Here is a 23,033-nt window from a genome sequence, read left to right as displayed (position 1 = left end):
AGTGCCGAGCGTGGAATCAGAAGTCAGTCGAGTTCAACTCATTCATGATCCACGCGCGCTGCATGACGATCCGTTACTGGATGGCCTGCTAGCCCTGTGCACGCTGCACCAGAAACCGGCCAGCGCCGCGATGCTGACCACCGGTCTGCCGTTGCCCAAGCAGCGCCTGAGCGTCGAATTGCTGCCCCGCGCAGCCGCTCGCGCCGGTCTGCAAGGCCGGGTGCTGCAACGCAAGCTGGAAGACATTCCGGCGATTGCCATGCCGGCGTTGTTGCTGCTCAAGGACGGTCGCAGTGCCGTGTTGCTTGGCTGGCACGGTGAAGACCAGGCCCGTGTGCTGCTCAGCGAAACCGATGGCGGCGAAAGCGTCGTCAGCCGTGAACTGCTGGCCGACGACTACATCGGCAAAGTCTTCTTCGCTCAACCCCAACACAAATTCGACGTCAACCACGGCACGCTGATCCCCCGTGCGCGTTCGTGGTTTCGCGACACCCTCAAGCGCTCGCGCTGGCTGTACGCCGACGCCATCGCCGCCAGTTTTCTGATCAACATCATCGCCATGGCTGCGCCGCTGTTCGTGATGAACGTCTACGACCGCGTCGTGCCGAACCAGGCCGAATCGACCCTGTGGGTGTTGGCGATCGGCATCACCGGCGCCTACCTGTTCGACCTGATCCTCAAGAGCCTGCGCAGCCTCTGCCTGGACCTGGCCGGCAAGAAAACCGACCTGATCATCTCGGCCACGTTGTTCGAGCGCATCGTCGGCATGGCCATGAAGTACCGCCCGGCCCGGGTTGGCAGCTTCGCCCAGAACATCCACGAGTTTCAGAGCCTGCGCGACTTCCTTGCGTCGCTGACGCTGACCAGCCTGATCGACCTGCCGTTTACGCTGTTGATCTTCATGGTCATCGCGATCCTTGGCGGGCACCTGGTGTGGATCCCGGTGCTGGCGTTCCCGATTGCCTTGCTGATCGGTTATGCGCTGCAGAAGCCATTGGTGGCGACCATGGAACGAACCATGGCCCTCGCCGCCGAGCGTCAGTCGAGCCTGATCGAAACCCTCGCCGGCCTCGATGCGGTGAAGGTCAACAACGCTGAAAGCGAGCGTCAGTACCAGTGGGAGCAGACCATCGGCACCCTCAGCCGCCTCGAGCTGCGGGTGAAAATGCTTTCCGGCCTGGCGATGAACATCACCTTGCTGATCCAGCAACTGGCCGGGGTGATCATGATCGTCTTCGGCGTGTACCAGATCATCGACGGCCACCTGAGCATGGGCGGTCTGATTGCCTGCTACATGCTCAGCGGTCGCGCGCTTAGCCCGTTGGCCTCGTTGTCCGGCCTGCTGACCCGTTACCAGCAAGCGAAGGTGACGATGGTTTCGGTAGACCAGATGATGGAATTGCCGCAAGAGCGCAATTTCGACGAGCGCCCACTGAGCCGCAAGGTGCTGCAAGGCGCCATCGAGTGCCGTCAACTGAACTTCACCTACCCGAATCAGCAGAACCCGGCGCTGAAGAACATCAATCTGAGCATCAAGCCCGGCGAGAAAATCGGCATCATCGGTCGCAGCGGCTCGGGCAAAAGCTCCCTGGCCAAACTGCTGGTGGGCCTCTATCAACCGGACGACGGCGCCCTGTTGGTGGATGGTGTTGATATCCGTCAGATCGACGTCAGCGAACTGCGCCACAACATCGGTTATGTGCCCCAGGACATTCAGTTGCTCGCCGGTACGCTGCGCGACAATTTGGTATCGGGTGCGCGCTATGTAGAAGACGAACTGGTGCTGCAAGCCGCCGAACTGGCCGGTGTCCACGAATTCGCCCGTCTGCACCCGCAAGGTTATGAGCTGCAAGTCGGCGAGCGTGGGCAGAACCTGTCCGGCGGCCAACGCCAGAACGTCGCCCTGGCTCGTGCGCTGTTGCTCAACCCGCCGATCCTGCTGCTCGACGAACCGACCAGCGCCATGGATAACACCGGCGAAGAACGTCTCAAACAACGCCTTGCTGCGGTGATTGAAAGCAAAACCGTGGTGCTGGTGACGCACCGTGCGTCGCTGCTGTCGCTGGTGGATCGCCTGTTGGTGATCGACCGTGGGCAGATTCTCGCCGATGGCCCGAAAGCCGTGGTGATGGAAGCGTTGAAAAAGGGGCAGATCAGTGTCGCATAAGCCAGGTTTCAAAGACTCTATCCGCCGTTACTTCAAAGGCTCCGCCTCGCTGCAAGGCCAACCGCTGCCGGAAGTGAACAAAGCGCTGATCGAAGATGCGCCGCGTGTGGTGCGGCTGACCATTTGGGCGATCATTGGCTTCTTCGTGTTCCTGATGCTCTGGGCCAACTTCGCGGTCATCGACGAAGTGACCAAGGGCGACGGCAAGGCGATTCCATCGTCCAAGATCCAGAAAATCCAGAACCTTGAGGGCGGTATCGTCTCCGAGCTGTACGTCAAGGAAGGGCAAATCGTCGAGGCCGGCGCGCCGCTGATTCGCCTGGACGACACGCGGTTCGCTTCCAATGTCGGCGAAACCGAGGCAGATCGCCTGTCGATGCTGCTGCGGGTTGAGCGCTTGAGCGCCGAAGTGGATGACCGTCCGCTGAATTTTCCAGCCGATGTGCTCAAGGCTGTGCCGAACCAGGCCAAGAGCGAAGAGTCGCTGTACACCAGCCGTCGCCAGCAGTTGCACGACGAGATCGGTGGTTTGCAGGAGCAGTTGATACAGCGTCAGCAAGAGCTGCGTGAGTTCACCTCCAAGCAGGCGCAGTACCGCAGTGGCCTGGCGTTGCAACGCCAGGAAATCAACATGTCCGAACCGTTGGTGGCTCAGGGCGCGGTATCGCCGGTGGAAGTGCTGCGACTCAAACGCGCCGAAGTGGAAACCCGCGGGCAACTCGACGCGACCACCCTGGCCATTCCACGCGCCGAATCGGCGATCAAGGAAGTGCAGCGCAAGATCGATGAGACTCGCGGCAAATTCCGCAGCGAAGCCCTGACTCAGCTCAACGAAGCCCGCACCGACCTGAACAAGGCCCAGGCCACCGGCAAAGCGCTGGAAGACCGGGTCAGCCGGACGCTGGTGACCTCGCCGGTTCGCGGCATCGTCAACAAACTGCTGGTGAACACCATTGGCGGCGTGATCCAGCCGGGCGTCGACCTGGTGGAAATCGTGCCGCTGGACGACACCTTGCTGGTGGAAGCAAAAGTCCGCCCGCAAGACATCGCCTTCCTGCACCCAGGGCAAGAGGCGACGGTGAAATTCACCGCGTACGACTACACCATTTATGGCGGGCTCAAAGCCAAGCTTGAGCAGATCGGCGCCGACACCATCACCGATGAAGACAAGAAAACCACGTACTACATCATCAAACTGCGCACCGATCGCAGTCACCTCGGCACCGATGAGAAGCCGCTGCTGATCATTCCGGGGATGGTCGCTTCGGTGGACATCATCACCGGCAAGAAGACCATTCTCAGCTATCTGCTCAAGCCGATTATTCGGGCGCGGGCTGAGGCGCTGCACGAGCGATAGTTCTCGGCTGCGACGGACGGCCTCATCGCGAGCAGGCTCGCTCCCACAGGGTTATGTGTCGGACACAAAACCCTGTGGGAGCGAGCCTGCTCGCGATGGCGGCCTAAAAGGCACTACAGCCCAAAAGCCATATCGTTATTCACTAACGGTATTTAAATTTCAATTCTTATACCTATAAAGTCACTCCCCTGCGTACCTGCCGACCAATCGGCGCGCCGCACGACACGAACCAACACGGGACCTCCGTGAGTTTCTGATCGACGCGCGCGCCCTTGAGCGTGCCGTGCGTGGGAGTGATTTAAATGTCAGCCGTTTCTGCATCTCAAAGCATCGCGCCGAAAACCTTCGACATCCGCCCGTTCAGCGGCGCCGTCGGTGCCGAAATCATCGGCCTGGACTTGTCCCGCCCGATCAATGACCAGGACTTCGCCCGCATCCACCGCGCGCACCTGGATCATCACGTGGTGGTGTTCCGCGACCAGCGCATTACCCCCGAGCAGCAAATCGCCTTCAGCCGTCGCTTCGGCGTGTTGCAGATTCATGTGCTCAAGCAATTCCTGCTGATTGGCCACCCGGAAATCCTCATCGTTTCCAACATCATCGAAAACGGCGTTTCCGTCGGCCTCGGTGACGCCGGCAAATTCTGGCACTCCGACCTTTCTTATAAAGAACTGCCAAGCCTGGGCTCGATGCTGCACGCCCAGGAGCTGCCGTCCGAGGGCGGCGACACGCTGTTCGCCGACATGCACAAAGCCTGGGACGGCTTGCCCGACGCGCTGCGCAAAGCGGTTGAAGGTCGTTCGGCCGCGCATTCCTACACGGCGCGCTACAGCGAAACCAAATTCGAAGGCAACTGGCGCCCGACCCTGACCCCGGAGCAACTCGCCCAAGTGGCCGAAGTGGTTCATCCGATCATCCGCACTCACCCGGAAAACGGCCGCAAGGCGTTGTTCGTCAGCGAAGGCTTCACCACCCGAATCGTCGGTTTGCCGGAAGACGAGAGCAAACAACTGCTCGACGAGCTCTACGCCCACAGCGTATTGCCGCAAAACATCTACCGCCATCAGTGGCAGCCCCACGACCTGGTGTTCTGGGACAACCGTTCGCTGATTCACCTTGCCGCCGGCTGCCCAAGCTACCTGCGCCGCAAGCTGTTTCGCACCACCATCCAGGGCGACGCGCCTTTCTGATTTGTCGGAGATTGATCATGTCCAAACGTCTTCCATTTGCGCCGTTGGCGGCTGCCATCGGCCTGGGCTTCAGCCTGATCGCCGGCAGCCTGGTGGCGCCGGCCGTGGCCCACGCCGAAGGTGAAATTCGCATCGCCGAGCAGTTCGGCATTGTTTACCTGTTGCTCAACGTAGTACGCGATCAGAACCTGATCGAGAAGTACGGCAAGCAGGAAGGCATCGATATCAAGGTCGATTGGACGCAGCTCTCGGGCGGCGCGGCGGTCAACGATGCGTTGCTCTCCGGTTCCATCGACATTGCCGGTGCCGGCGTCGGCCCGTTGCTGACCATTTGGGACCGCACCCACGGCAAGCAGAACGTCAAAGCCGTGGCCTCTCTCGGCAACTTCCCGTATTACCTGCTGAGCAACAATCCAAACGTCAAAACCATCGCCGACTTCACCGAAAAGGACCGCATCGCGGTGCCGGCGGTCGGGGTCTCGGTGCAGTCGCGCTTTCTGCAATACGCGGCGGCCAAGCAGTGGGGTGACAAGGAATTCAATCGTATCGACAAGTACACCGTCGCCGTTCCACACCCAGACGCCACCGCAGCGCTGATTGCCGGCGGCACGGAATTGTCCGGGCACTTCTCTAACCCGCCGTTCCAGGATCAGGCCCTGGAAAACCCGAACGTGCACATCGTGCTCAACTCCTACGACGTGCTTGGTCCAAACTCGCCGACGGTGCTGTTTGCCACCGAGAAATTCCGCGACGAGAACCCGAAAACGTATAAAGCCTTCGTTGAAGCCCTGACCGAAGCCGCCGAGTTTGCCCAGAACGACAAAGGTGCAGCGGCTGACACTTACATCCGCGTGACCAAGGCAAAAATCGACCGCGCCACACTGCTGAAAATCATCGATAACCCGCAGTTCGAATTCAGCGTCACGCCGAAGAACACTTACCCGTTGGCCGAATTCCTCTACCGCGTCGGCGCGATCAAAAACAAACCGGAGTCGTGGAAGGATTACTTCTTCCAGGACGCCAAACCGCTGCAAGGGAGCTGATCAAGATGAACGCCCCCTTGCAAGGCCACACGGCCAGCAACCCGGCCGCAGCAGCCCAAGCGCTGTTGTCGGTCGACCAAGTCAGCCTGGAATACCGCACGCCGCAGCGGGTGGTTCGGGCCACCCATCAGGTCAGTTTTGAAATCGATCCGGCAGACCGTTTTGTGCTGCTCGGCCCATCCGGGTGCGGCAAATCAACGTTACTCAAAGCCGTCGCCGGGTTTATCCAGCCGTGCGAGGGCGAGATTCGTCTTCAGGGCCAAACCGTCCATGCGCCGGGCCCGGACCGGATCGTGGTGTTCCAGGAGTTCGATCAACTGCCGCCGTGGAAAACCGTCAAACAGAACGTGATGTTTCCATTGCTGGCGTCGAAAACCCTGAAGCGAAAAGAAGCCGAAGAACGGGCGCTGCACTATCTGGACAAGGTCGGGCTGGCGGCGTTTGCCGATGCCTACCCGCACACCTTGTCCGGCGGCATGAAGGCGCGGGTGGCGATTGCTCGGGCGCTGGCCATGCAGCCGAAAATCCTGCTGATGGACGAACCCTTCGCCGCCCTCGATGCGTTGACCCGACGCAAGATGCAGGAAGAATTGCTGCTGCTCTGGGAAGAGGTGCGGTTCACGCTGTTGTTTGTGACGCACTCCATCGAAGAAGCGCTGGTGGTGGGCAATCGGATCCTGCTGTTGTCCCCGCATCCGGGTCGGGTACGGGCGGAAGTCCACAGTCATCAGTACGACTTGCACAGCCTCGGTGGCGTGGCGTTTCAGGAGTCGGCGCGGCGGATTCATCGGTTGTTGTTCGATGAAGGCCAGTCCCCGGAAACCGAGCGTGAGCTGGATTTTTCCGACATACGCATCGCTTATTGAGCCATTGAGAGGATTGCCCGATGAGCCATCTATCGTCCCCGCGTGAAGAATTCGAAACTGATTTGCAGCCGCTGACCAGCGTACCGCTGGAGCGTGAACTGCCGCTTGGCCAACGCCTCTGGCAGCAAGGCTGGCTGCGAAAAAGCCTGATCCTGATATTGCTGGCCGTGCTTTGGGAAGTCGTCGCGCGTATTCAGAACAACGACCTGCTGCTGCCGAGCTTTCTGCAAACCAGCAGCGCCCTGTATGACGGTCTGCTCAGCGGCGAGTTGCTGAGCAAAGTCTGGATCTCGCTGATCGTTTTACTGAAGGGTTACCTGATCGGCATCGTGCTGGCGTTTGCCCTGACCACCCTGGCGGTCTCGACGCAGTTGGGTCGCGACCTGCTGAGCACGCTGACCTCGATGTTCAACCCGTTGCCGGCGATTGCGCTGTTGCCGCTGGCGCTGCTGTGGTTTGGTTTGGGGCAGAACAGCCTGATTTTCGTGTTGGTGCACTCGGTGCTCTGGGCCTTGGCGTTGAACACGTACGCCGGGTTTCTCGGCGTCTCGGAAACCCTGCGTATGGCCGGCCGCAACTATGGCCTCAAGGGCATGCGTTTCGTGTTGTTCATCCTGATTCCGGCGGCGCTGCCGTCGATTCTTGCAGGGCTGAAAATCGGCTGGGCTTTTGCCTGGCGCACGCTGATCGCGGCTGAATTGGTGTTTGGCGCCACCAGCGGCAAGGGTGGTTTGGGTTGGTACATTTTTCAGAATCGCAATGAGCTGTACACCGACAAAGTGTTTGCCGGGTTGGCGGTGGTGATTTTGATTGGGTTGCTGGTGGAGAACCTGGTGTTCGACACGCTGGAGCGGGTAACGGTGAAGCGGTGGGGGATGCAGCGGTAGGTTTCAGTTTCTGCGGCGCCTGGTCTGGCCTCTTCGCGAGCAAGCCCGCTCCCACAGGGTTCGGTGTCGAACAGTAATCCGTGTCCACCGAAAATCTACTGTGGGAGCGGGCTTGCTCGCGAAGGCGCCGGCCCAGCCACCACCCAACCCAAGGATGTTTGCTAGCATTGCGCCTGAATCATTCCTGATCAGCCATGAGTGCTCAGCATGCAACTCCCGGACATGAACCTGTTGGTCGCCCTCGATGCCTTGCTCGACGAAGGCAGTGTGGTCGGCGCCGCGCGGCGGATGAACCTCAGCCCGGCGGCCATGAGCCGAACCCTGACCCGAATCCGCGAAGCCATCGGCGACCCGATCCTGGTGCGCGCCGGCCGTGGACTGGTGCCGACCCCCAAGGCACTGGCATTGCGCGAGCAGGTGCGGGACGTGGTGGAGCAAGCGGCGCTGTTGTTCCGCTCGGCCGATGCGGTGGAGCTGGGCACATTACGCCGTCGCTTCAGTATTCGCGCCAATGACTTTTTCGTCGGTGTTTACGGCGGCAAGCTGTTCGACACCATGGAGCGCCAAGCCCCGCACTGCGAGCTGCGCTTCGTCCCGGAAGGCGATGGGGACGATGAGGCGTTGCGTGAAGGGCGGATCGACCTGAGCATCAGCAACAATCGCCCGTCGATGCCGGAAGTGAAGATTCAGAACCTGTTTGCTACTCACTTCGTCGGCCTGGCCAGGGAAGATCATCCGCTGTTTGCCGAAGAAATCACCGCCGAGCGTTACGCCGGGTTCTCCCATATCAGCATGTCCCGTCGCGGCATTGCCCGTGGGCCGATCGACACGGCGCTCAATGCCTTGGGGCTGGAGCGGCGGGTGGCGGTGATTGCGCCGAGTTTCCATGCGGCGATGTTTGCGTTGCCGGATTCCGATCTGTTGCTGCCTGTGCCCAAGGAAGCACTGCTGAGCGTACGGCGTCTGGGCCTGAAACTACGTTCATTCACCCTGCCGATTCCATTGCCGACGCTAATGCTCACTCAAGCCTGGCACCCGCGCTACGACAAAGACCCGGCCCACCGCTGGATGCGCGAAACCCTCAAGGCCTGTTGCGACGAAACCTGGCTGGCCGCGCAACCGATCTGAAGTTGACGCAAATCCCCTGTGGGAGCGGGCTTGCTCGCGAAGAGGCCATTACATTCAACATCAATATTGACTGACCCACCGCTTTCGCGAGCAAGCCCGCTCCCACAGGGGCTTCATTGCTGCGCCTGACGCACTTATAACCTGCCAACAAGTCAATTTTCGTAACGCCCCACGCTCCATAAAATGCTCCGGTATTCCCTTCCGGAGCTTGCACCCCATGACTTCCCTCACGGCCCCGGCCCCTTTCGCCGTGGCCAGCCCCACCGCCGTCACGCCACCGGTCTTCGGTCTGCGGATCATCATCGGTCTGGTGGGCGTGTTGCTGGCGGTGCTGGTGTCCGGCCTGAACGAGATGGTGACCAAAGTCGCGTTGGCCGACATTCGCGGCGCGCTGGCCATCGGTTACGACGAAGGCACCTGGCTGGTCGCCAGTTACACCGCGACCTCGGTGGCGGCGATGGCGTTTGCGCCGTGGTGTTCGGTGACGTTCTCGTTGCGGCGTTTCACTCTCTACGCCATCGGCATCTTCACCTTGCTCGGCGTGCTGTGCCCGTTCGCACCGAATTACGAAAGCCTGTTGCTCATGCGCATCTTGCAAGGCCTGGCCGGCGGGGCATTGCCGCCGATGCTGATGACCGTTGCGCTGCGTTTCCTGCCGGCCAACGTCAAGCTTTACGGCCTGGCCGGTTATGCCCTGACCGCGACATTCGGCCCCGGCCTCGGCACACCATTGGCCGGGTTGTGGACCGAGTACGTCGGCTGGCAATGGACCTTTTGGCAAATCATCGCACCGTGCCTGATCGCCATGGCGGCGGTGGCCTACGGTTTGCCTCAGGACCCACTGCGCCTGGAGCGCTTAAAGCAGTTCAACTGGCGTGGTTTGCTATTGGGCTTTCCGGCGATTTGCATGCTGGTGATCGGCATCTTGCAGGGCAATCGGCTGGACTGGTTCGAATCGAGCCTCATCTGCTTTTTGCTCGGCGGCGGGTTGCTGTTGCTGGTGCTGTTCCTGATCAACGAATGGTCGCAGCCGATTCCGTTTTTCAAGTTGCAGATGCTCGGCATCCGCAACCTGTCGTTTGCTTTGATGACCCTCGCCGGGGTGTTGGTGGTGCTGTTGGCGGTGGTGATCATTCCCTCCAGTTACCTGGCGCAGGTCCAGGGTTATCGGCCGATTCAGACCGCGCCGATCATGCTGCTGGCAGCGCTGCCGCAATTGATCGCGCTGCCGTTGGTGGCGGCGCTGTGCAACCTGCGCTGGGTCGATTGCCGTTGGGTGCTGGGGATTGGCCTGAGCATGCTGGCGTTGTCCTGCCTCGGTGGTTCGCAACTGACCTCGGCGTGGATTCGCGACGATTTCTACCTCCTGCAACTGCTGCAAATCTTCGGTCAGCCCATGGCGGTGTTGCCGCTGCTGATGCTTTCCACCGGCAGCATCACGCCGATGGAAGGGCCGTTCGCCTCGGCCTGGTTCAACACCGTCAAAGGCCTGGCCGCGGTGATCGCCACCGGCGTACTCGATGCGCTGACCACCTCACGGTTGCATTTCCACTCGACCATGTTGGTCGACAGCCTCGGTAACTCTCCCCTGGCCGACAGCGACAGTGCCGGCCTTGCCCATCGGCTGCATGAGCAGGCCGTGGTGCTGACGTCTTCCGATCTTTATCTGTGCATGGCCGGCGTCGCGGTGGCGCTGATCCTGCTGATTTTCTGGCTGCCGACGCGGATCTATCCGCCGCGCGCGCCGACTTGAACGCTTCATTGAAACAGAAGGTTTTTATGACGACTTATCCAAAGCAAAAAGTGGCTGTCGGCGTTGCCGCAGCGATCGCGGTCGGCGTGCTGATTTACCTGGTCGCGCCAGGACTGTTCGGCAAGCGCACGCAACAGAGCACCAACGACGCCTTTGTCTCTGCGGACTTCACCCTGGTGGTGCCGCGGGTCGCCGGGTTTATCAAAGAGGTGTTGGTCGAGGACAACCAGCAGGTCAAGGCGGGGCAGTTACTGGCGTTGATCGATGACCGGGATTTGCGCGCCGCCGCCCAGGCCGCCGACGCCGAAACCCTGGTGGCCAGGGCGCAACTGCAAAACGCTCGGGCGACCCTTGAGCGCCAGGCATCGGTGATCGCTCAGGCTCAGGCGACGGTGGTGTCGGCCAAGGCCGAAATGGCCTTCGCCGAGCATGAACTGAACCGCTACAACCACCTCGCGGGCGTGGGCGCCGGTACGGTGCAGAACGCGCAACAGGCGCGGACCCATATCGATCAGGCCACCGCGCGGCTGGCCAACGCTATGGCGGTACTGGCGGCAGAACGCAAGCAGGTGGAGATCCTCACCGCCCAGCGTGACGCGGCGGAAGGTGGGCTGAAGCGGTCGCAAGCGGCGCTGGAAATGGCGAGCTACGAGCTGTCTTACACCCGCATCGTTGCGCCGCAGGACGGCATGGTCGGTGAGCGTGCAGTGCGGGTCGGCGCGTATGTGACGCCGGGCAGCAAGATTCTGGCGGTGGTGCCGCTGGCTCAGGCTTATGTGGTCGCCAATTTCCAGGAGACTCAACTGACGGATGTGCAGCAGGGGCAGGACGTGCGGATTCGTGTCGACAGCCTCGGTGGCGAAGCGTTGAGCGGTCGTGTCGAAAGTATCGCGCCGGCCACCGGGGTGACGTTTGCTTCGATCAAACCAGATAACGCGACTGGCAACTTCACCAAAGTGGTGCAGCGGATTCCGGTGAAAATCGTTCTTGAGCCGGGCCAGCCGTTGGCTGGGCGGTTGCGGGTGGGGATGTCGGTGGAGGCGCAGATTGATACGGCCAGCGTTGATAAGCATGAGGTCGTTCAACGATGAAAATCTCCGTTGATCATTCTGACGCCTTCGCGGGCAAGCCCGCTCCCACAGGGGAATGCATTTCAAAGTGGGAGCGGGCTTGCTCGCGAAGAGGCCAGTGGCCGCAACTGACTTTCTGCGCCTTGCTCGTCTTGGGGATGTCTGCCTGCACCGTCGGCCCGGACTTCCAAAAACCTGAGCCACAGCAAATCACCGAATGGTCAAAACCAGCAAAGCCCGCCGCCAGCCAAGCTGTCGCCCAAACCATGGACGAACGCTGGTGGGAGATTTTCCACGATCCGAAACTCTCAGCCCTGACCCAGCGGGCCCTGATCGATAACCTCGATCTGAAACTCGCCAGCAGCCGCTTGCAGCAAAGCCGCGCCGCCCGCCAGGTCATCACCGCTGATCGTTACCCTCACACCGCCGCCACCGGCAGTTATGGCCGTGAACGCAACAGCGGTGTGGGCTTGAGCGATCCGTCGGGCAAAAACGGCGACTCGGCGTTCAACCTCTGGGACGCCGGCTTCTCTGCGTCTTGGGAGTTGGACTTCTGGGGCCGCGTGCGCCGCGAAACTGAAGCCGCCGACGCGACCCTTGAAGTCGCCGAAAACGACCGTCGCGGCGTGTTGCTGTCGGTATTGGCCGAAACCGCTCAGGACTACATCCAGTTGCGCGGTGTGCAGAACACCCGAGCCGTCACCGAACAGAATCTCGACGTCGCCCGGCACAGTCTGAAGCTCTCGCAACTGCGCCTGGCCGACGGCGTGGCCACGGACCTGGACGTCGCTGAAGCGGCCGCACAAGTGGCGGCCATCGAGTCTCGCCTGCCGGCGCTGGAGCAGCGTCAGTCTCAACTGATCAACGCCCTGAGCCTGTTGATGGGCGAGCCGCCGCAAGCGTTGCAAGCCGAGTTATCCACAGATGCCCCGGTGCCGCAGACTCCGCGTCAGGTTGCCATCGGCCTGCCGTCGCAACTGGCCGAGCGTCGCCCGGACATCCGTCAGGCCGAAGCACGGCTGCATGCCGCGACCGCAAGCATCGGCGTGGCCAAGGGCGATTTCTATCCGCGGATCACCCTGTCGGGCAACGTCGGCTCGCAGTCCATGCAACTGAGCGATTTCGGTTCCTGGGGCTCGCGTTCGTTCGGCATCGGCCCGCAATTCAGCCTGCCGCTGTTCGACGGCGGCCGTCTGCGCGGCATGCTCAACCTGCGCGAAGCCCAGCAACAGGAAGCGGCGCTGGCCTACCAGCAAACCGTGCTGCGCGCCTGGCATGAAATCGACGATCAACTGACCGCCTACAACGCCAGCCAACTGCGCCGCGACAGCCTCGCCGAAGCCGTACGCCAGAACCAGATCGCCCTGCGCACCGCGCAACAGCAATACGTGGAAGGCGTGGTGGACTTCGTCAACGTGCTGACGGTGCAAGGCGAATTGTTGGCGACGCAACAGCAATGGGTCGAGAGCTCGACCGGGGTGTCGCTGGCGATGGTGGGGTTGTACAAGGCGTTGGGGGGAGGGTGGGAGTCGGTTTATCCGGTGGCGAACGTCGTTACCAATAATCCGGTTTGATGGCGGGTGTTTTACGGGTCGGAACGCGGTCTGGAAATTGGTGTGATTGCAGCTCTTCTGCGCTGATGACTCGTCGCATCCAGTGAGCGTGCTCTTTCAACGAACCGGGCGGAGTTCGTTTGAGCCCCGTCCTGTATGGAAGAACGATGCCTAGGGTTATTTGGGGAAAGTCTTCTCGGATCGCCCTGAGTGCGGGGGCCATATCCGTATCCCCTGATACCAGAACAAGTTGCTGGATGCTTTCCGTCGCCGTGACATTGGCTTGTCTGGCCGCCGTGCGATACATGCTTATCGCGATATGGACGTCCGTTTCCTTTTCTTCGAGTTTCCAGACAGGGATCGTATCTTGACGCGAGGCACGGAGTTTCTTGTTGATGAAGCGTGGTGCGCGTGCAGGTTCGAGTTGGTGGCGACCATAGTGAACGACAACATTGTGAGCCCTCAGGGCACGGACGTAAGTATCTTGAGCTTCCTTGGACGCGACGCTGCGCGTAGCCAGTTCGGGTTTAACCGACGAGGTGAAGTAGACGATTGAGGCGACAGAGCTTTGAGGGTTTTCAATGTGAGCGATATGCGCCAACAACTGCGGCAGATTTAGCCATTTATAAGGTGTGTCAGCCAGCAACCCGTAGAACACGTTGTAGCCATCAACAAAGAACGCAGTGCGCACAAATCCAACCCTCAGAAACGAAAAAACCGGCCGAAGCCGGTTTTTTCACCACCTACTGCCAGAGAACTGAATCTCTGCGTACGGGGTTGAGTAGTGCACTGATCCTAAATTGAGTGTGTCACGCACGTCAACCTTCGACTGATCAGGGCACTACTCGACTGGATCTTTTCCAGCACCGGCAATCCAGTTTTGTGGGGGGGGCGGGCCGAAGGTCAAGTCGCGAATAGCTTCATCTGTTAATGATTGTTGCGACAGACAAGCAGCGTCGGGGTGTGGGTGTATAGGAGCAAAAAGGTCCATCACCCCTTTCAGGATTGACTGAAGTGGTATTCCCAAATTTGTGTGGGATTTATTACCCAAGCCCAATGAGTGCGAGAACAAGCGAGAACTCTGAAATTTATGTCCTTCTTGAAACAACACATTTCTATCCAATGATGGCTACTCGCTTGACGCCACCCCGCGCTGTCGTAGACTCCGCTCATCCGTCAGGGAGTCACGGTCATGCCGCGTTTTGGAAGTTGGGTTCTAGGATTGACCTTTGTAACGTGCGCAGTACAGGCGCAAACACCCGCGGCAGACGATCCGCTGTTGGAAAACAGTCCGGTCGGTAGCACTTCGCAGGCCAGCAGTGAAGCTCGTGGCGTGCTGCGGGCGCGGGATCAAGCGGTGCTCGCCAGCGAGTTGCCGGGGCGTATTGTCGAGTTGCCGTTCAGTGAGGGCGAGTCGTTCAAGAAGGGCGACACCCTGGCGCGTTTCGATTGCTCGGGCTTTCAGGCCCAGCTCAATGCGGCGCAGGCTGCCACCCGTGGGGCCGGTGAAGAATTGGCTCACAACAAGCAATTGGCAGCGTTGAATTCGGTCGGGCGTTTCGAAGTGGCGCGGGCCGAGGCCAAGGTCAGCGAGACTCAGGCGCAGTCCCAGGTCTATCAAGTGCAGGTCAAACGTTGCAGCGTGATCGCGCCGTTTGATGGCCAGGTTGTCGAGCGCAAGGTCCAGCGTTATGAAAGCGTGGCTGCCGGCGCGCCGTTGCTGGATGTGGTCGACAACCGCACCCTGGAAATCCATTTGCTGATTCCGTCGCGCTGGATGGGCAAGCTCAAGCCCGGCCAAACCTTCAGTTTTGTGCCCGATGAAACCGGTCAGCCGCTGGATGCCACGGTCAAGCGCCTCGGCGCGCGCATCGATGAAGGCAGCCAGACCTTGCTGTTGGTGGCGACGCTGCCCAACGCCACGGGCCTATTGGCTGGCATGAGCGGAACGGCGCGTTTCGCGGAGCTCAAGTGAACGCCCCGGTAACGGGCGGGGCCGAGCAGGTCTTCGCCCGGTTCCTCGACCTTGAACGTCAGACCCGCGCCGCTCGCAACCCGGCGCAACTGGCTTACAGCCTGGTCAATGACGGCCAGGCCTTGTTTGGTTTTCGCCACGCGGCGTTGTTGATTGCCGGCAAGGTGCAAGCCGTGACCGGCGTAAGCACCGTGGACCCGAACGCGCCATTCGTGGCGTTCGTCGAGCAGGCGGTGGCGCAGTTGTTCAAGCTCGACCTGTTGAAGCAGGCGCGAGCGATTTCCCCCACGCTGCTGAGCGAATCGATTCAAGCCGACTGGCAAAGCCTCTCCAGCGCCCAGGTGTTCTGGCTGCCCTTGGTGGATCATCAGGGCGAGGTGTTCGGCGGTTTGTGGCTGGCCCGCGACGTGGCGTGGAACCCGCCTGAGCAAATATTGCTGTCACAACTGGGCGACACTTACAGCCACGCCTGGCTGGCGCTGCAACCGCGCAAACCCTGGCGCCTGCGCTGGACCCGAAAACGTCAGGTCGCATTGGTCGTGGTGTTACTCCTCGGGCTGCTGATCCCGGTGCGCCAATCAGTGCTGGCGCCGGCCGAAGTCGTGCCGCTGGGCGGGCGCGTGGTGGCGGCTCCGCTGGATGGAGTGATCGCCGAGTTCCTGGTCAAACCCAACCAGACGGTAAAAACCGGCGACCTGCTGCTGCGCTTCGAAAGCACCACCCTCAAGGCCCAGGCCGATGTGGCTGATCGTGCGCTGGGTGTGGCTGAAGCCGAGCTCAAGGCCAATTCCCAGCGTTCTTTCGCCGATGCTGAATCCAGTTCGAAAATTGATTTATTGGCCGCGCGGGTCGAGCAGAAACGCGCCGAACGTGATTACGCCCGTGAACTGCTCAAACGCAGTGAAGTCCGTGCCGAACGCAACGGCATCGCGGTGTTTGCCGACGCCGACCGCTGGACCGGAAAACCGGTGCAAACCGGCGAACGCTTGATGGAAATCGCCGACCCGAACCAGGCTGAACTGCGCATCGAGCTGGCGGTGGGCGACGCGATTGCCCTGGAACCGGGGGCGCAGGTCGCGTTGTTTCTCGACAGTGATCCTTTGCAGCGCCATTTGGCCAAGCTGGAACGCTCAGCTTACGAGGCACAGCCCACGGCGGGCGGGCAACTGGCCTATCGGCTGGATGCCAATTTCGAAAATGCCCCGCCGCGTATCGGTTTGCGCGGTACGGCGAAAATTTTCGGCGACCGGGCGCCGCTGGCGTTGTACCTGTTACGCCGGCCACTGGCCGGGTTGCGGCAAAGCGTGGGCCTCTAGATGGTTTTGCCGAGCTTGCGGGCCGACCTGCAATTGTCGACCGCGGCCCCAGCCCTCGACGGCTCGCCGCGCTGGACCCTGGCCGACCCGGTGCGCGGGCGCTATTTCAAACTCGGCGCGACGGCGATGCGCTTGCTACGACATTGGTCCCTTGGCGATCCCGAGCAGGTGCTGCGCGCCGCCAACCGTGAGCCGGGTTTGCCGCTGGACGGCGCCGAGCTTGAGCAGTTGCTGGGTTTTTTGCGCAGTCACGACTTGATCTCCGCCCTCGATCCGCAACAACGCGCCAGCTACAGCCTGAAGGCCGCCGCTCAGCGTCGCAGCCTGTGGCAAATCCTGCTGCATCAATACCTGTTTTTCCGTATTCCACTATGGCGCCCCGACGCGTTTCTCAATCGCGCCTGGCCTTGGCTGGAGCGTTTTGGGCCGCGGGCGTTGCGCTATGGATTACCGGCCACCTTGGGGCTGGGGGTGTTTCTGGTGTCGAGGGACTGGCAGCGCTTTGTGGCGACGTTCCCGCATTTGTTCAGCCTCGGTGGTGCCTTGTCCTTCGGCGTGGCGCTGTTCTTCGCCAAGCTGTGTCACGAGTTCGGCCACGCGTTCATGGCCAAGCGCGCCGGTTGCCGGGTGCAGAGCATGGGCGTGGCGTTCATGGTGATGCTGCCGATGTTTTATACCGACGTCAGCGACGCCTGGCGGGTCAACGATCGGCGCGCGCGGCTGCTGATTGGTGCTGGCGGTGTTATGGCGGAACTGTTGCTGGCCTGCATCGCGTTGCTGGCCTGGTCGCTGCTGCCCGACGGCCCCGCTCGTACGGCGGCGTTCATGCTTGCCAGTGCCACGTGGATCACTACGCTGGTGATCAACCTCAACCCGTTCATGCGCTTCGATGGTTACTTTTTGCTCAGCGATTTTCTTGAAGTGGACAACCTCCAGGGCCGGGCCTTTGCCCTGTGTCGCTGGCGTCTGCGTGAGTTTCTGTTCGGCTATGGCGAAGCGGCGCCGGAGCCGTGGTCGCCGAAGATGCAGCGGCGTTTGTTGATGTGGGGGTATGGCTCATGGTTGTGGCGTGCAGTGTTGTTTTTCGGGATCGCGTTGGCGGTCTACCACCTGTTCTTCAAGGTATTGGGGATTTTCCTGATGCTGGTGGAGTTGGTGTGGTTCATTTTTCTGCCGATCATGAGTGAGTGGCGCCAGTGGTGGACCCGCCGGGAACAGGCCCACGGACCGCGGGTGTTGCTCAGTGGCCTGGCGTTGCTCGGCGTGCTGTTGGTGCTGGTGTTGCCCTGGCGCAGCGCGGTGGAGTTGCCGACGATGCTCGAGGCCGGACGCGCCAGTGCCTTGCATGCGCCGGTGGCGTCGCGGGTCAAACGCGTGAATGTGCATGACGGTCAGGTAGTCGCCGAGGGTGATGTGCTGGTCGAGCTGGAATCGCCGGATCTGGACTCGCGCCAGGCTATTGTCCGTCAGGAAATTCAGATCCAGCAGTTGCAGATGCGCCGTCAGGCCGGTCGCAGCGAAACGGCAGCGGATGCCAATATCGTCGAACAGCGCCTGGCCGAAGCGGTGGCCGAATACCGTGGGCTGGCCGCTCAGCGCGAGCGCCTGTTGCTGCGTGCACCCCACGCCGGCACGGTGCGCGATTTACTGCCGCAACTGGTGCCCGGTCGTTGGCTGGCCACCAAAGACCCATTGGCGCGGGTGGTCGAAGACGGCGCGCGGTTGCGCGGTTATCTGGCCGAGGCGGACCTCTGGCGTGTGACGCCGGGGGCGCACGGGCGCTTTATCGCCGACGACCCGATGCACCCGGCGGTCGCCGTGCAACTGACGGACATCGACGCCAATGGCGTCTCTTATGTTGATCAGGAAGCACTGACGTCCGACCATCACGGGCCGATTGCCGTACGCCGTGATCAGTCGCAACGGGCTGAGCCGGTGCAAGCGCAATACGGCGCGCGGCTTAGCCTGCTCGACAACGCGCCGACGCCGATACAACCCCTGCGCGGAATCGTGGTGTTGCAGGGCAGCGGTGAGTCGTTACTGGGAACGGCCTGGCGGCGCATGGCGGCGCTGGGTGTGAGGGAAAGCGGTTTCTAAGGGAGAGCAGCATGGCGAACAACGGTGCAGTGGCGGCGGACGGTTTGGTGGTGCGGCCTTCGCGGGCCAGTGACGGGCCCTTTCTGCAAAGTCTGTATCAGGCGGCCAGGCCCGATCTGCAATGGATCGACGGCGAGCCCGAACGGGTGGAAGCGTTGGTAGCGCAGCAGTTTCGGGTGCAGGAGCAAGGGATCGAGGCTGAATATCCCAACGCGATGCATTACGTGGTGGAAAAACTCGACACACCCATCGGCGCGCTGACCACGGATTTCGGCCCCAATGAAATTCGTGTGTTGTACCTGGCGTTCATTCCTCAAGCTCGCGGCCAGGGGTATGGCCGCACGGTGCTGCAAGGGGTGCAAAAAGCCGCACAGCAAATCCGCTGCCCGGTGGCGACGGTGGTCTGGGCGAGCAACCCCCATGCGCGTCGGCATTACCTGGCGCTGGGGTTTGCGGTCGAGGAGTGCAATCCGGCGGCGGAGCGGTTGGTGTGGTATCCGCAGGGTTAGAGCCCGCAACAACGCCACAAAACCTGTGGGAGCGAGCTTGCTCCCACAGTGGTTATGTAGGCGCCTGTTCAATTAAACGCAATATAGAAATACCCCACCGCCGGATCCCGCCCCATCGCCGGTACGCGGGATACAAAAATATCCTGCACCGCGCCCAGCCCGGGCAGTTCCAGCGCACATAACCCGTCCACAAACTCCGTAGGTTCGAGGCTGTTGAACCCGACACCAAACGGCACGCGTTCGCTGTTGGGCAACTGTGAGCGGGGTTTTTGCTCAAGGCTGTCGATATGGATCGGCAGTTCACTGCCATCGGGCAAACGCAAAGTGGTGGTCTGGCCCAGCAGCGTTTGGAAGTGTTGGTCTTGAACCTGTTCCAGCATGGTGTCACTCCAGCAAGGTGAGTGGCCGGGGGAGATGAATCCCCCGGCGGTGTTTCAGTTGCGGGAAGGGAACGAGCCTTGCAGCGCGATGCTGAAGTTCAGCACCAGAAACGGGTTCATGCTGTCCATCGGCAGGCCGGTGCCGGTGGGCGAAACGGAGCCGGAAACCGTGGTGGCCGCGCCTTTGAGCGCAACAGGCGAGGCACCCTGGGCATCGGAGTAGATGGTCGCCAGACCTGGCCCGCCACCCGAGGCGCCGAGGTAGGCATTGGTCGCGGTGGGAACGCTCGCCGGGTTGCTCGCCGGGTTGGCCAGTTGCAGAGTGGTGGTCGCCGTGATCCCGGTCAGGGTGTGGGTGTGGTTGGGCAGGTTGTTGAGGGTGGCGGTGATGCTCTCTGTGCCTGAGTTTTCACCCATGACGCGCGTGGTCAGACCCGGGCCGGTGCCCTGGCAGATCGGCAGGCGACTTTGCAGGTTGGGCAGCCCGAACGTCTGGCTGCCGTTACCGCCATACACGGTCCCCAGTAGCGCATACAAGGCTTGATACTGCTGGATGTTCATGATCTGACCGTTACACAAGGCCCAACCGTTGGGCGCATAGTTAAAGCCAAACGTCATGACGGTACCCATAAATACGTCCATATATCCTCATCCTTCAGGTAAGTGGTCTGGCGGGCCCCGCGTCTATGCGTGGCCAGGTCACGCCAAGCCAGAGCGTAGACCCGGATCGGCGGCGCTGCCGGATGTCGTAATGAACAAAGCCAGCATCGACGGCTACCCTGTGGCTGGCCTAAAGTGACGGCATGTTTCAGGGGCCACACCGTCGTGGTTTTTCCGGCACCGCAAGAGGAAGTAATGGAGGCGCGTAGAGAAACGCCGGTTGGCGACACGCAAGATCCCCACGCAGCGCCAGGCGCCTGGATGGGCGCGCAACGATGGGTTCGTTGGGCCAGAGAATATTGGTTGCTGCCGATCATGGTATTGGCGGCGCTGGTGCGTTTCTACGACCTGACGGCCGCCGCGATCTGGGGAGACGAAGGCTCCAGCCTGTTGCTGAGCCAGCACTCGTTGAGCGAAATCTGGGCGCATGCCGCCCACGATGTACACCCACCGCTGTACTTCATGCTGCTGCATGGCTGGATCGACTGGTTTGGCGACGGTATTTTTTCGATCCGCGCCCTGAGTGCATTGCCGGGGATCATCACGGTCGGCCTGGGCGTGTGGCTGGTGGATCTGCTCGTCACCCGGCGCGCCGCGTTGCTGGCCGGGATCCTGCTGGCGCTGTTGCCCACCGCGGTGCGTTACAGCCAGGAAGTGCGCATGTACTCCTGGCTCGGCCTTTTACTGATAGGCGCCACGATTGCGCTGGTGTACTGGGTCCGGCAACCCCGGCGTAACGGCTATCTCGTGGTGTACGCGCTGCTGATGGCGGCGGCGTTCTATACCCACTATTTCACTGCGCTGTGCGTGATCAGTCACTGGTTGTGGCTGGCCGTGGTGCGGGTGCAGCCCGGTTATCGCCTGCGGCATATCCAGCGTCCGGCCTGGTGGCTGGCGAACCTGGGGATTGTGTTGCTGTACTTGCCTTGGGTGCCCAATCTGATCGATCTGATTCAGCACATGGATGCGCTCAAGGCCAATGGCGATGTCGGCTGGGAAGATCCGGTCACGTTGAGTTCGTTACCGTCGATGATCTGGTCGCTGCTGACCCAGGACGACGGCGGAACGTTGCCGCGCTGGCTGTTCATCACATTGCCGGTGGCGTTGCTGGCGATAATCGGCGTGGCGCTGGCGCGGGATCGCAGCGTATTTCGCGGCAGTATCCTGCTGGCGCTTTTCGGCGCGCTGCCGATCCTGCTGGTGTTCGCGGTGTCGTTCATCTCGCCGGTGTTCATTGAACGTTATTTGACCGCCTACGCACTGGGCTTGCCGATGCTGGTGGCACTGGCGGTTGATCGTCTGTACGCACGGTTTCGAGTGCTGGCGCTGGCCATTCTGGTGCTGTTCATCGGGGTTGAACTGGTGGGGGTTAAGAACAACGCCACGGCCATTCCCGGCGAACAGTTCAGCGTCATGGTCGACTACGTCAATCAGCATTTCGTCCCCGGTGACCAAATTGTCACTGGCGACATGCTCTGGTATCTCGTTTACGTCTACTACAACCGCACCGACGCCAAGCCGTTGCTGTACACGCCGCCCCAGGCCGATGGATCATCGAGCCGGCCAAATACCTATGGCTTCGGTACGTTGATGACCAGTGACGTCTATGTCGACAGTCTGGGTGAATTGCTTAAAAGCGGTGGGCGCGTCTGGCTGATCGGCTTGGCGCAGATGCCGGACGAGTTCCCCGCATTGCCCGCCGGCTGGCAAAACCTGGGCGAGAAGCGTGTGGGAGATGTCCGGGCGAGGTTGTTTGTGCGGCCGTGAGGGCATCGTCAGGCCGACAATTGGCAGCTCAGGCCTGTCGGTCTGTGCTCACTACGCAATTCTCGGAATTTGCCTACAAGTTTGGCGGACGCCAACTGATACTGCGAATCGAGCCAGCATTGAGCAATTGCACCGCGCTGTCGCCGCGCTGGCGGACGATATGGACCGCCAGCCACAGAACATGCTCCGTGCATCTGTGGTGCGATTTTGTATCGGTGCCGCACTGGCACTGACATTCATCGTGGTCAGCATCTGGGTAATGCGCCTGCTCTAACTCCCAGACCGGCTAGCCGCCCTTGATCACTGCGCTTAAACGATTCACCCGAAGAGCAGTGATATTCACTACTCTTTTTCATCGATTCAGCTCCAATTTGATATCAAAAGCCCACTAGTGGAAACCCCATCCATAGACTACGCTTTGTCCTACAAATGGACTTACGACTACGGTGAAGGGATTGCAGCAGTTCCACTTTATCTCCGGCTTGCCGCGTTCAGGCTCCACCCTGCTTTCTGCGATTCTTTTGCAGAATCCGCGTTTTCACGCCGGTATGACCAGCCCGGTCGGTTCTCTCTTCAGCAGCGTCCTTGATCAATGCAGCGCCGGCAGCGAGTTTGGTGCGGTGATCGATACCGGCCTGCGTCGCCGTCTGCTTCGCGGATTGTTCGACTCTTTCTACGCCGACAAGGCCGACAAACCAGTGGTGTTCGACACCAATCGGTTGTGGAGCTCGCGGCTGCCGGCCATCAACGACCTGTTTCCCAAAGCCAAGGTGATTGCCTGTGTGCGCAATGTCGCCTGGGTGATGGACAGTCTCGAACGCCTGTACCGCGCCAATCCTTATGAAAACACCAAGCTGTTTGTCGACGCGGCTGAGCGCAACACCGTTTATAGCCGTTGCGAAACCCTCGCTCAGCGCAATCGCCTGGTGGGTTTTGCCTGGGCGGCGCTCAAGGAAGCGTATTACGGCGAACAGGCCGAGTCGTTGTTGATCGTCGATTACGACCTGCTGACCCAGGCCCCGGAGCGGGTGCTGCGGCTGGTTTACGACTTCATCGAAGAGCCGTGGTTCGAGCACGATTTCAACAACCTGGCATATGACGCGCCGGAATTCGATCAAGGCCTTGGGATCGCGGGCCTGCACAAGGTCAAACCCAAGGTTGAACTGCAAACCAGGCGCACCATTCTGCCGCCGGACTTGTTCAAGCAATACGCGGAGTTGTCCTTTTGGCTCGATGGTTCAGCCAGCGCCGCCAATGTCATTCGTATGAAAGCCGACGCCGCGATCAGTTAATCGCGGCGTTCTCATTGATGCCT

At 61.0% G+C, this 23,033-nt stretch carries 19 protein-coding genes; 16 read left to right on the top strand and 3 right to left on the bottom strand.

Features of this window, described 5'->3' with window-relative positions; genetic code table 11:
- Positions 1-10: 10 nt before the first annotated feature.
- The 10 genes from AC1MEW_RS02520 to AC1MEW_RS02475 all read left to right on the top strand — a co-directional run bounded on the left by AC1MEW_RS02520 (position 11) and on the right by AC1MEW_RS02475 (position 13,035).
- Entirely contained in the window at positions 11-2,167 is a 2,157-nt protein-coding gene (locus AC1MEW_RS02520; RefSeq protein WP_201199447.1) for a type I secretion system permease/ATPase, read from the top strand.
- The gene (locus tag AC1MEW_RS02515) at positions 2,157-3,524 is read left to right on the top strand and encodes an HlyD family type I secretion periplasmic adaptor subunit (protein WP_201199448.1); all 1,368 of its coding nucleotides are present in this window, start codon (positions 2,157-2,159) and stop codon (positions 3,522-3,524) included. The genes AC1MEW_RS02520 and AC1MEW_RS02515 overlap by 11 nt, the downstream gene beginning before the upstream one ends.
- A gap of 302 nt (positions 3,525-3,826) precedes the next feature.
- The gene (locus AC1MEW_RS02510) at positions 3,827-4,714 is read left to right on the top strand and encodes a TauD/TfdA dioxygenase family protein (protein ID WP_480425337.1); all 888 of its coding nucleotides are present in this window, start codon (positions 3,827-3,829) and stop codon (positions 4,712-4,714) included.
- A 17-nt stretch (positions 4,715-4,731) separates the two neighbouring features.
- Complete coding sequence (locus tag AC1MEW_RS02505; protein WP_480425335.1) at positions 4,732-5,757, top strand: ABC transporter substrate-binding protein; 1,026 nt, start codon at positions 4,732-4,734, stop codon at positions 5,755-5,757.
- 5 nt (positions 5,758-5,762) lie between these two features.
- Entirely contained in the window at positions 5,763-6,623 is an 861-nt protein-coding gene (locus AC1MEW_RS02500) for an ABC transporter ATP-binding protein (RefSeq protein ID WP_201199454.1), read from the top strand.
- Between the two features lie 20 nt (positions 6,624-6,643).
- Complete coding sequence (locus AC1MEW_RS02495) at positions 6,644-7,510, top strand: ABC transporter permease (protein WP_201199456.1); 867 nt, start codon at positions 6,644-6,646, stop codon at positions 7,508-7,510.
- 207 nt (positions 7,511-7,717) lie between these two features.
- A complete protein-coding gene (locus tag AC1MEW_RS02490) occupies positions 7,718-8,638 on the top strand; it encodes a LysR family transcriptional regulator (protein ID WP_201256809.1) in 921 nt (306 codons plus the stop codon).
- Positions 8,639-8,855: 217 nt separating this feature from the next.
- Entirely contained in the window at positions 8,856-10,391 is a 1,536-nt protein-coding gene (locus AC1MEW_RS02485; RefSeq protein WP_480425332.1) for an MFS transporter, read from the top strand.
- A 26-nt stretch (positions 10,392-10,417) separates the two neighbouring features.
- Positions 10,418-11,482, top strand: coding sequence for an HlyD family secretion protein (locus tag AC1MEW_RS02480; protein ID WP_201199459.1), 1,065 nt, complete (start codon positions 10,418-10,420; stop codon positions 11,480-11,482).
- Entirely contained in the window at positions 11,479-13,035 is a 1,557-nt protein-coding gene (locus AC1MEW_RS02475; RefSeq protein WP_480425331.1) for an efflux transporter outer membrane subunit, read from the top strand. The genes AC1MEW_RS02480 and AC1MEW_RS02475 overlap by 4 nt, the downstream gene beginning before the upstream one ends.
- On the opposite strand, the gene AC1MEW_RS02470 is transcribed toward AC1MEW_RS02475, so the two are convergent.
- Positions 13,016-13,705: an NYN domain-containing protein gene (locus AC1MEW_RS02470; RefSeq protein ID WP_480425330.1), complete on the bottom strand. Its 690-nt coding sequence runs from the start codon at positions 13,703-13,705 to the stop codon at positions 13,016-13,018. The two genes, AC1MEW_RS02475 and AC1MEW_RS02470, sit on opposite strands and share 20 nt — an antisense overlap.
- 501 nt (positions 13,706-14,206) lie before the next feature.
- On the opposite strand from AC1MEW_RS02470, the gene AC1MEW_RS02465 reads away from it, so the two are divergent.
- The 4 genes from AC1MEW_RS02465 to AC1MEW_RS02450 are packed head-to-tail and all read left to right on the top strand — an operon-like array spanning position 14,207 to position 18,911.
- Positions 14,207-14,989: an efflux RND transporter periplasmic adaptor subunit gene (locus AC1MEW_RS02465; protein WP_480425328.1), complete on the top strand. Its 783-nt coding sequence runs from the start codon at positions 14,207-14,209 to the stop codon at positions 14,987-14,989.
- Positions 14,986-16,305 carry an efflux RND transporter periplasmic adaptor subunit gene (locus AC1MEW_RS02460; protein WP_323570129.1) on the top strand — a complete coding sequence of 440 codons (1,320 nt, stop codon included), beginning with the start codon at positions 14,986-14,988 and terminating at the stop codon, positions 16,303-16,305. Before AC1MEW_RS02465 ends, AC1MEW_RS02460 begins: the two co-directional genes overlap by 4 nt.
- Positions 16,306-18,402, top strand: a complete 2,097-nt coding sequence (locus tag AC1MEW_RS02455) for a site-2 protease family protein (RefSeq protein ID WP_322270127.1) — start codon at positions 16,306-16,308, stop codon at positions 18,400-18,402.
- An 11-nt stretch (positions 18,403-18,413) separates the two neighbouring features.
- Entirely contained in the window at positions 18,414-18,911 is a 498-nt protein-coding gene (locus AC1MEW_RS02450; RefSeq protein ID WP_322270128.1) for a GNAT family N-acetyltransferase, read from the top strand.
- Between the two features lie 68 nt (positions 18,912-18,979).
- On the opposite strand, the gene AC1MEW_RS02445 is transcribed toward AC1MEW_RS02450, so the two are convergent.
- Together AC1MEW_RS02445 and AC1MEW_RS02440 are read right to left on the bottom strand one after the other, a co-directional pair.
- Positions 18,980-19,291: a DUF6916 family protein gene (locus AC1MEW_RS02445; protein WP_322270129.1), complete on the bottom strand. Its 312-nt coding sequence runs from the start codon at positions 19,289-19,291 to the stop codon at positions 18,980-18,982.
- A gap of 54 nt (positions 19,292-19,345) precedes the next feature.
- Positions 19,346-19,933, bottom strand: a complete 588-nt coding sequence (locus AC1MEW_RS02440) for a phage tail protein (protein WP_322270130.1) — start codon at positions 19,931-19,933, stop codon at positions 19,346-19,348.
- A gap of 213 nt (positions 19,934-20,146) precedes the next feature.
- On the opposite strand from AC1MEW_RS02440, the gene AC1MEW_RS02435 reads away from it, so the two are divergent.
- Both AC1MEW_RS02435 and AC1MEW_RS02430 read left to right on the top strand, forming a co-directional pair.
- Complete coding sequence (locus AC1MEW_RS02435) at positions 20,147-21,718, top strand: glycosyltransferase family 39 protein (RefSeq protein WP_480425326.1); 1,572 nt, start codon at positions 20,147-20,149, stop codon at positions 21,716-21,718.
- A 446-nt stretch (positions 21,719-22,164) separates the two neighbouring features.
- Positions 22,165-23,010: a sulfotransferase family protein gene (locus AC1MEW_RS02430; RefSeq protein WP_201199481.1), complete on the top strand. Its 846-nt coding sequence runs from the start codon at positions 22,165-22,167 to the stop codon at positions 23,008-23,010.
- Positions 23,011-23,033 lie beyond the last annotated feature (23 nt).

Source organism: Pseudomonas sp. ASL4 (assembly GCF_056680395.1).
Note: the sequence above shows the minus strand (reverse complement) of the source record. Positions and strands in the feature narration are given on the sequence as shown.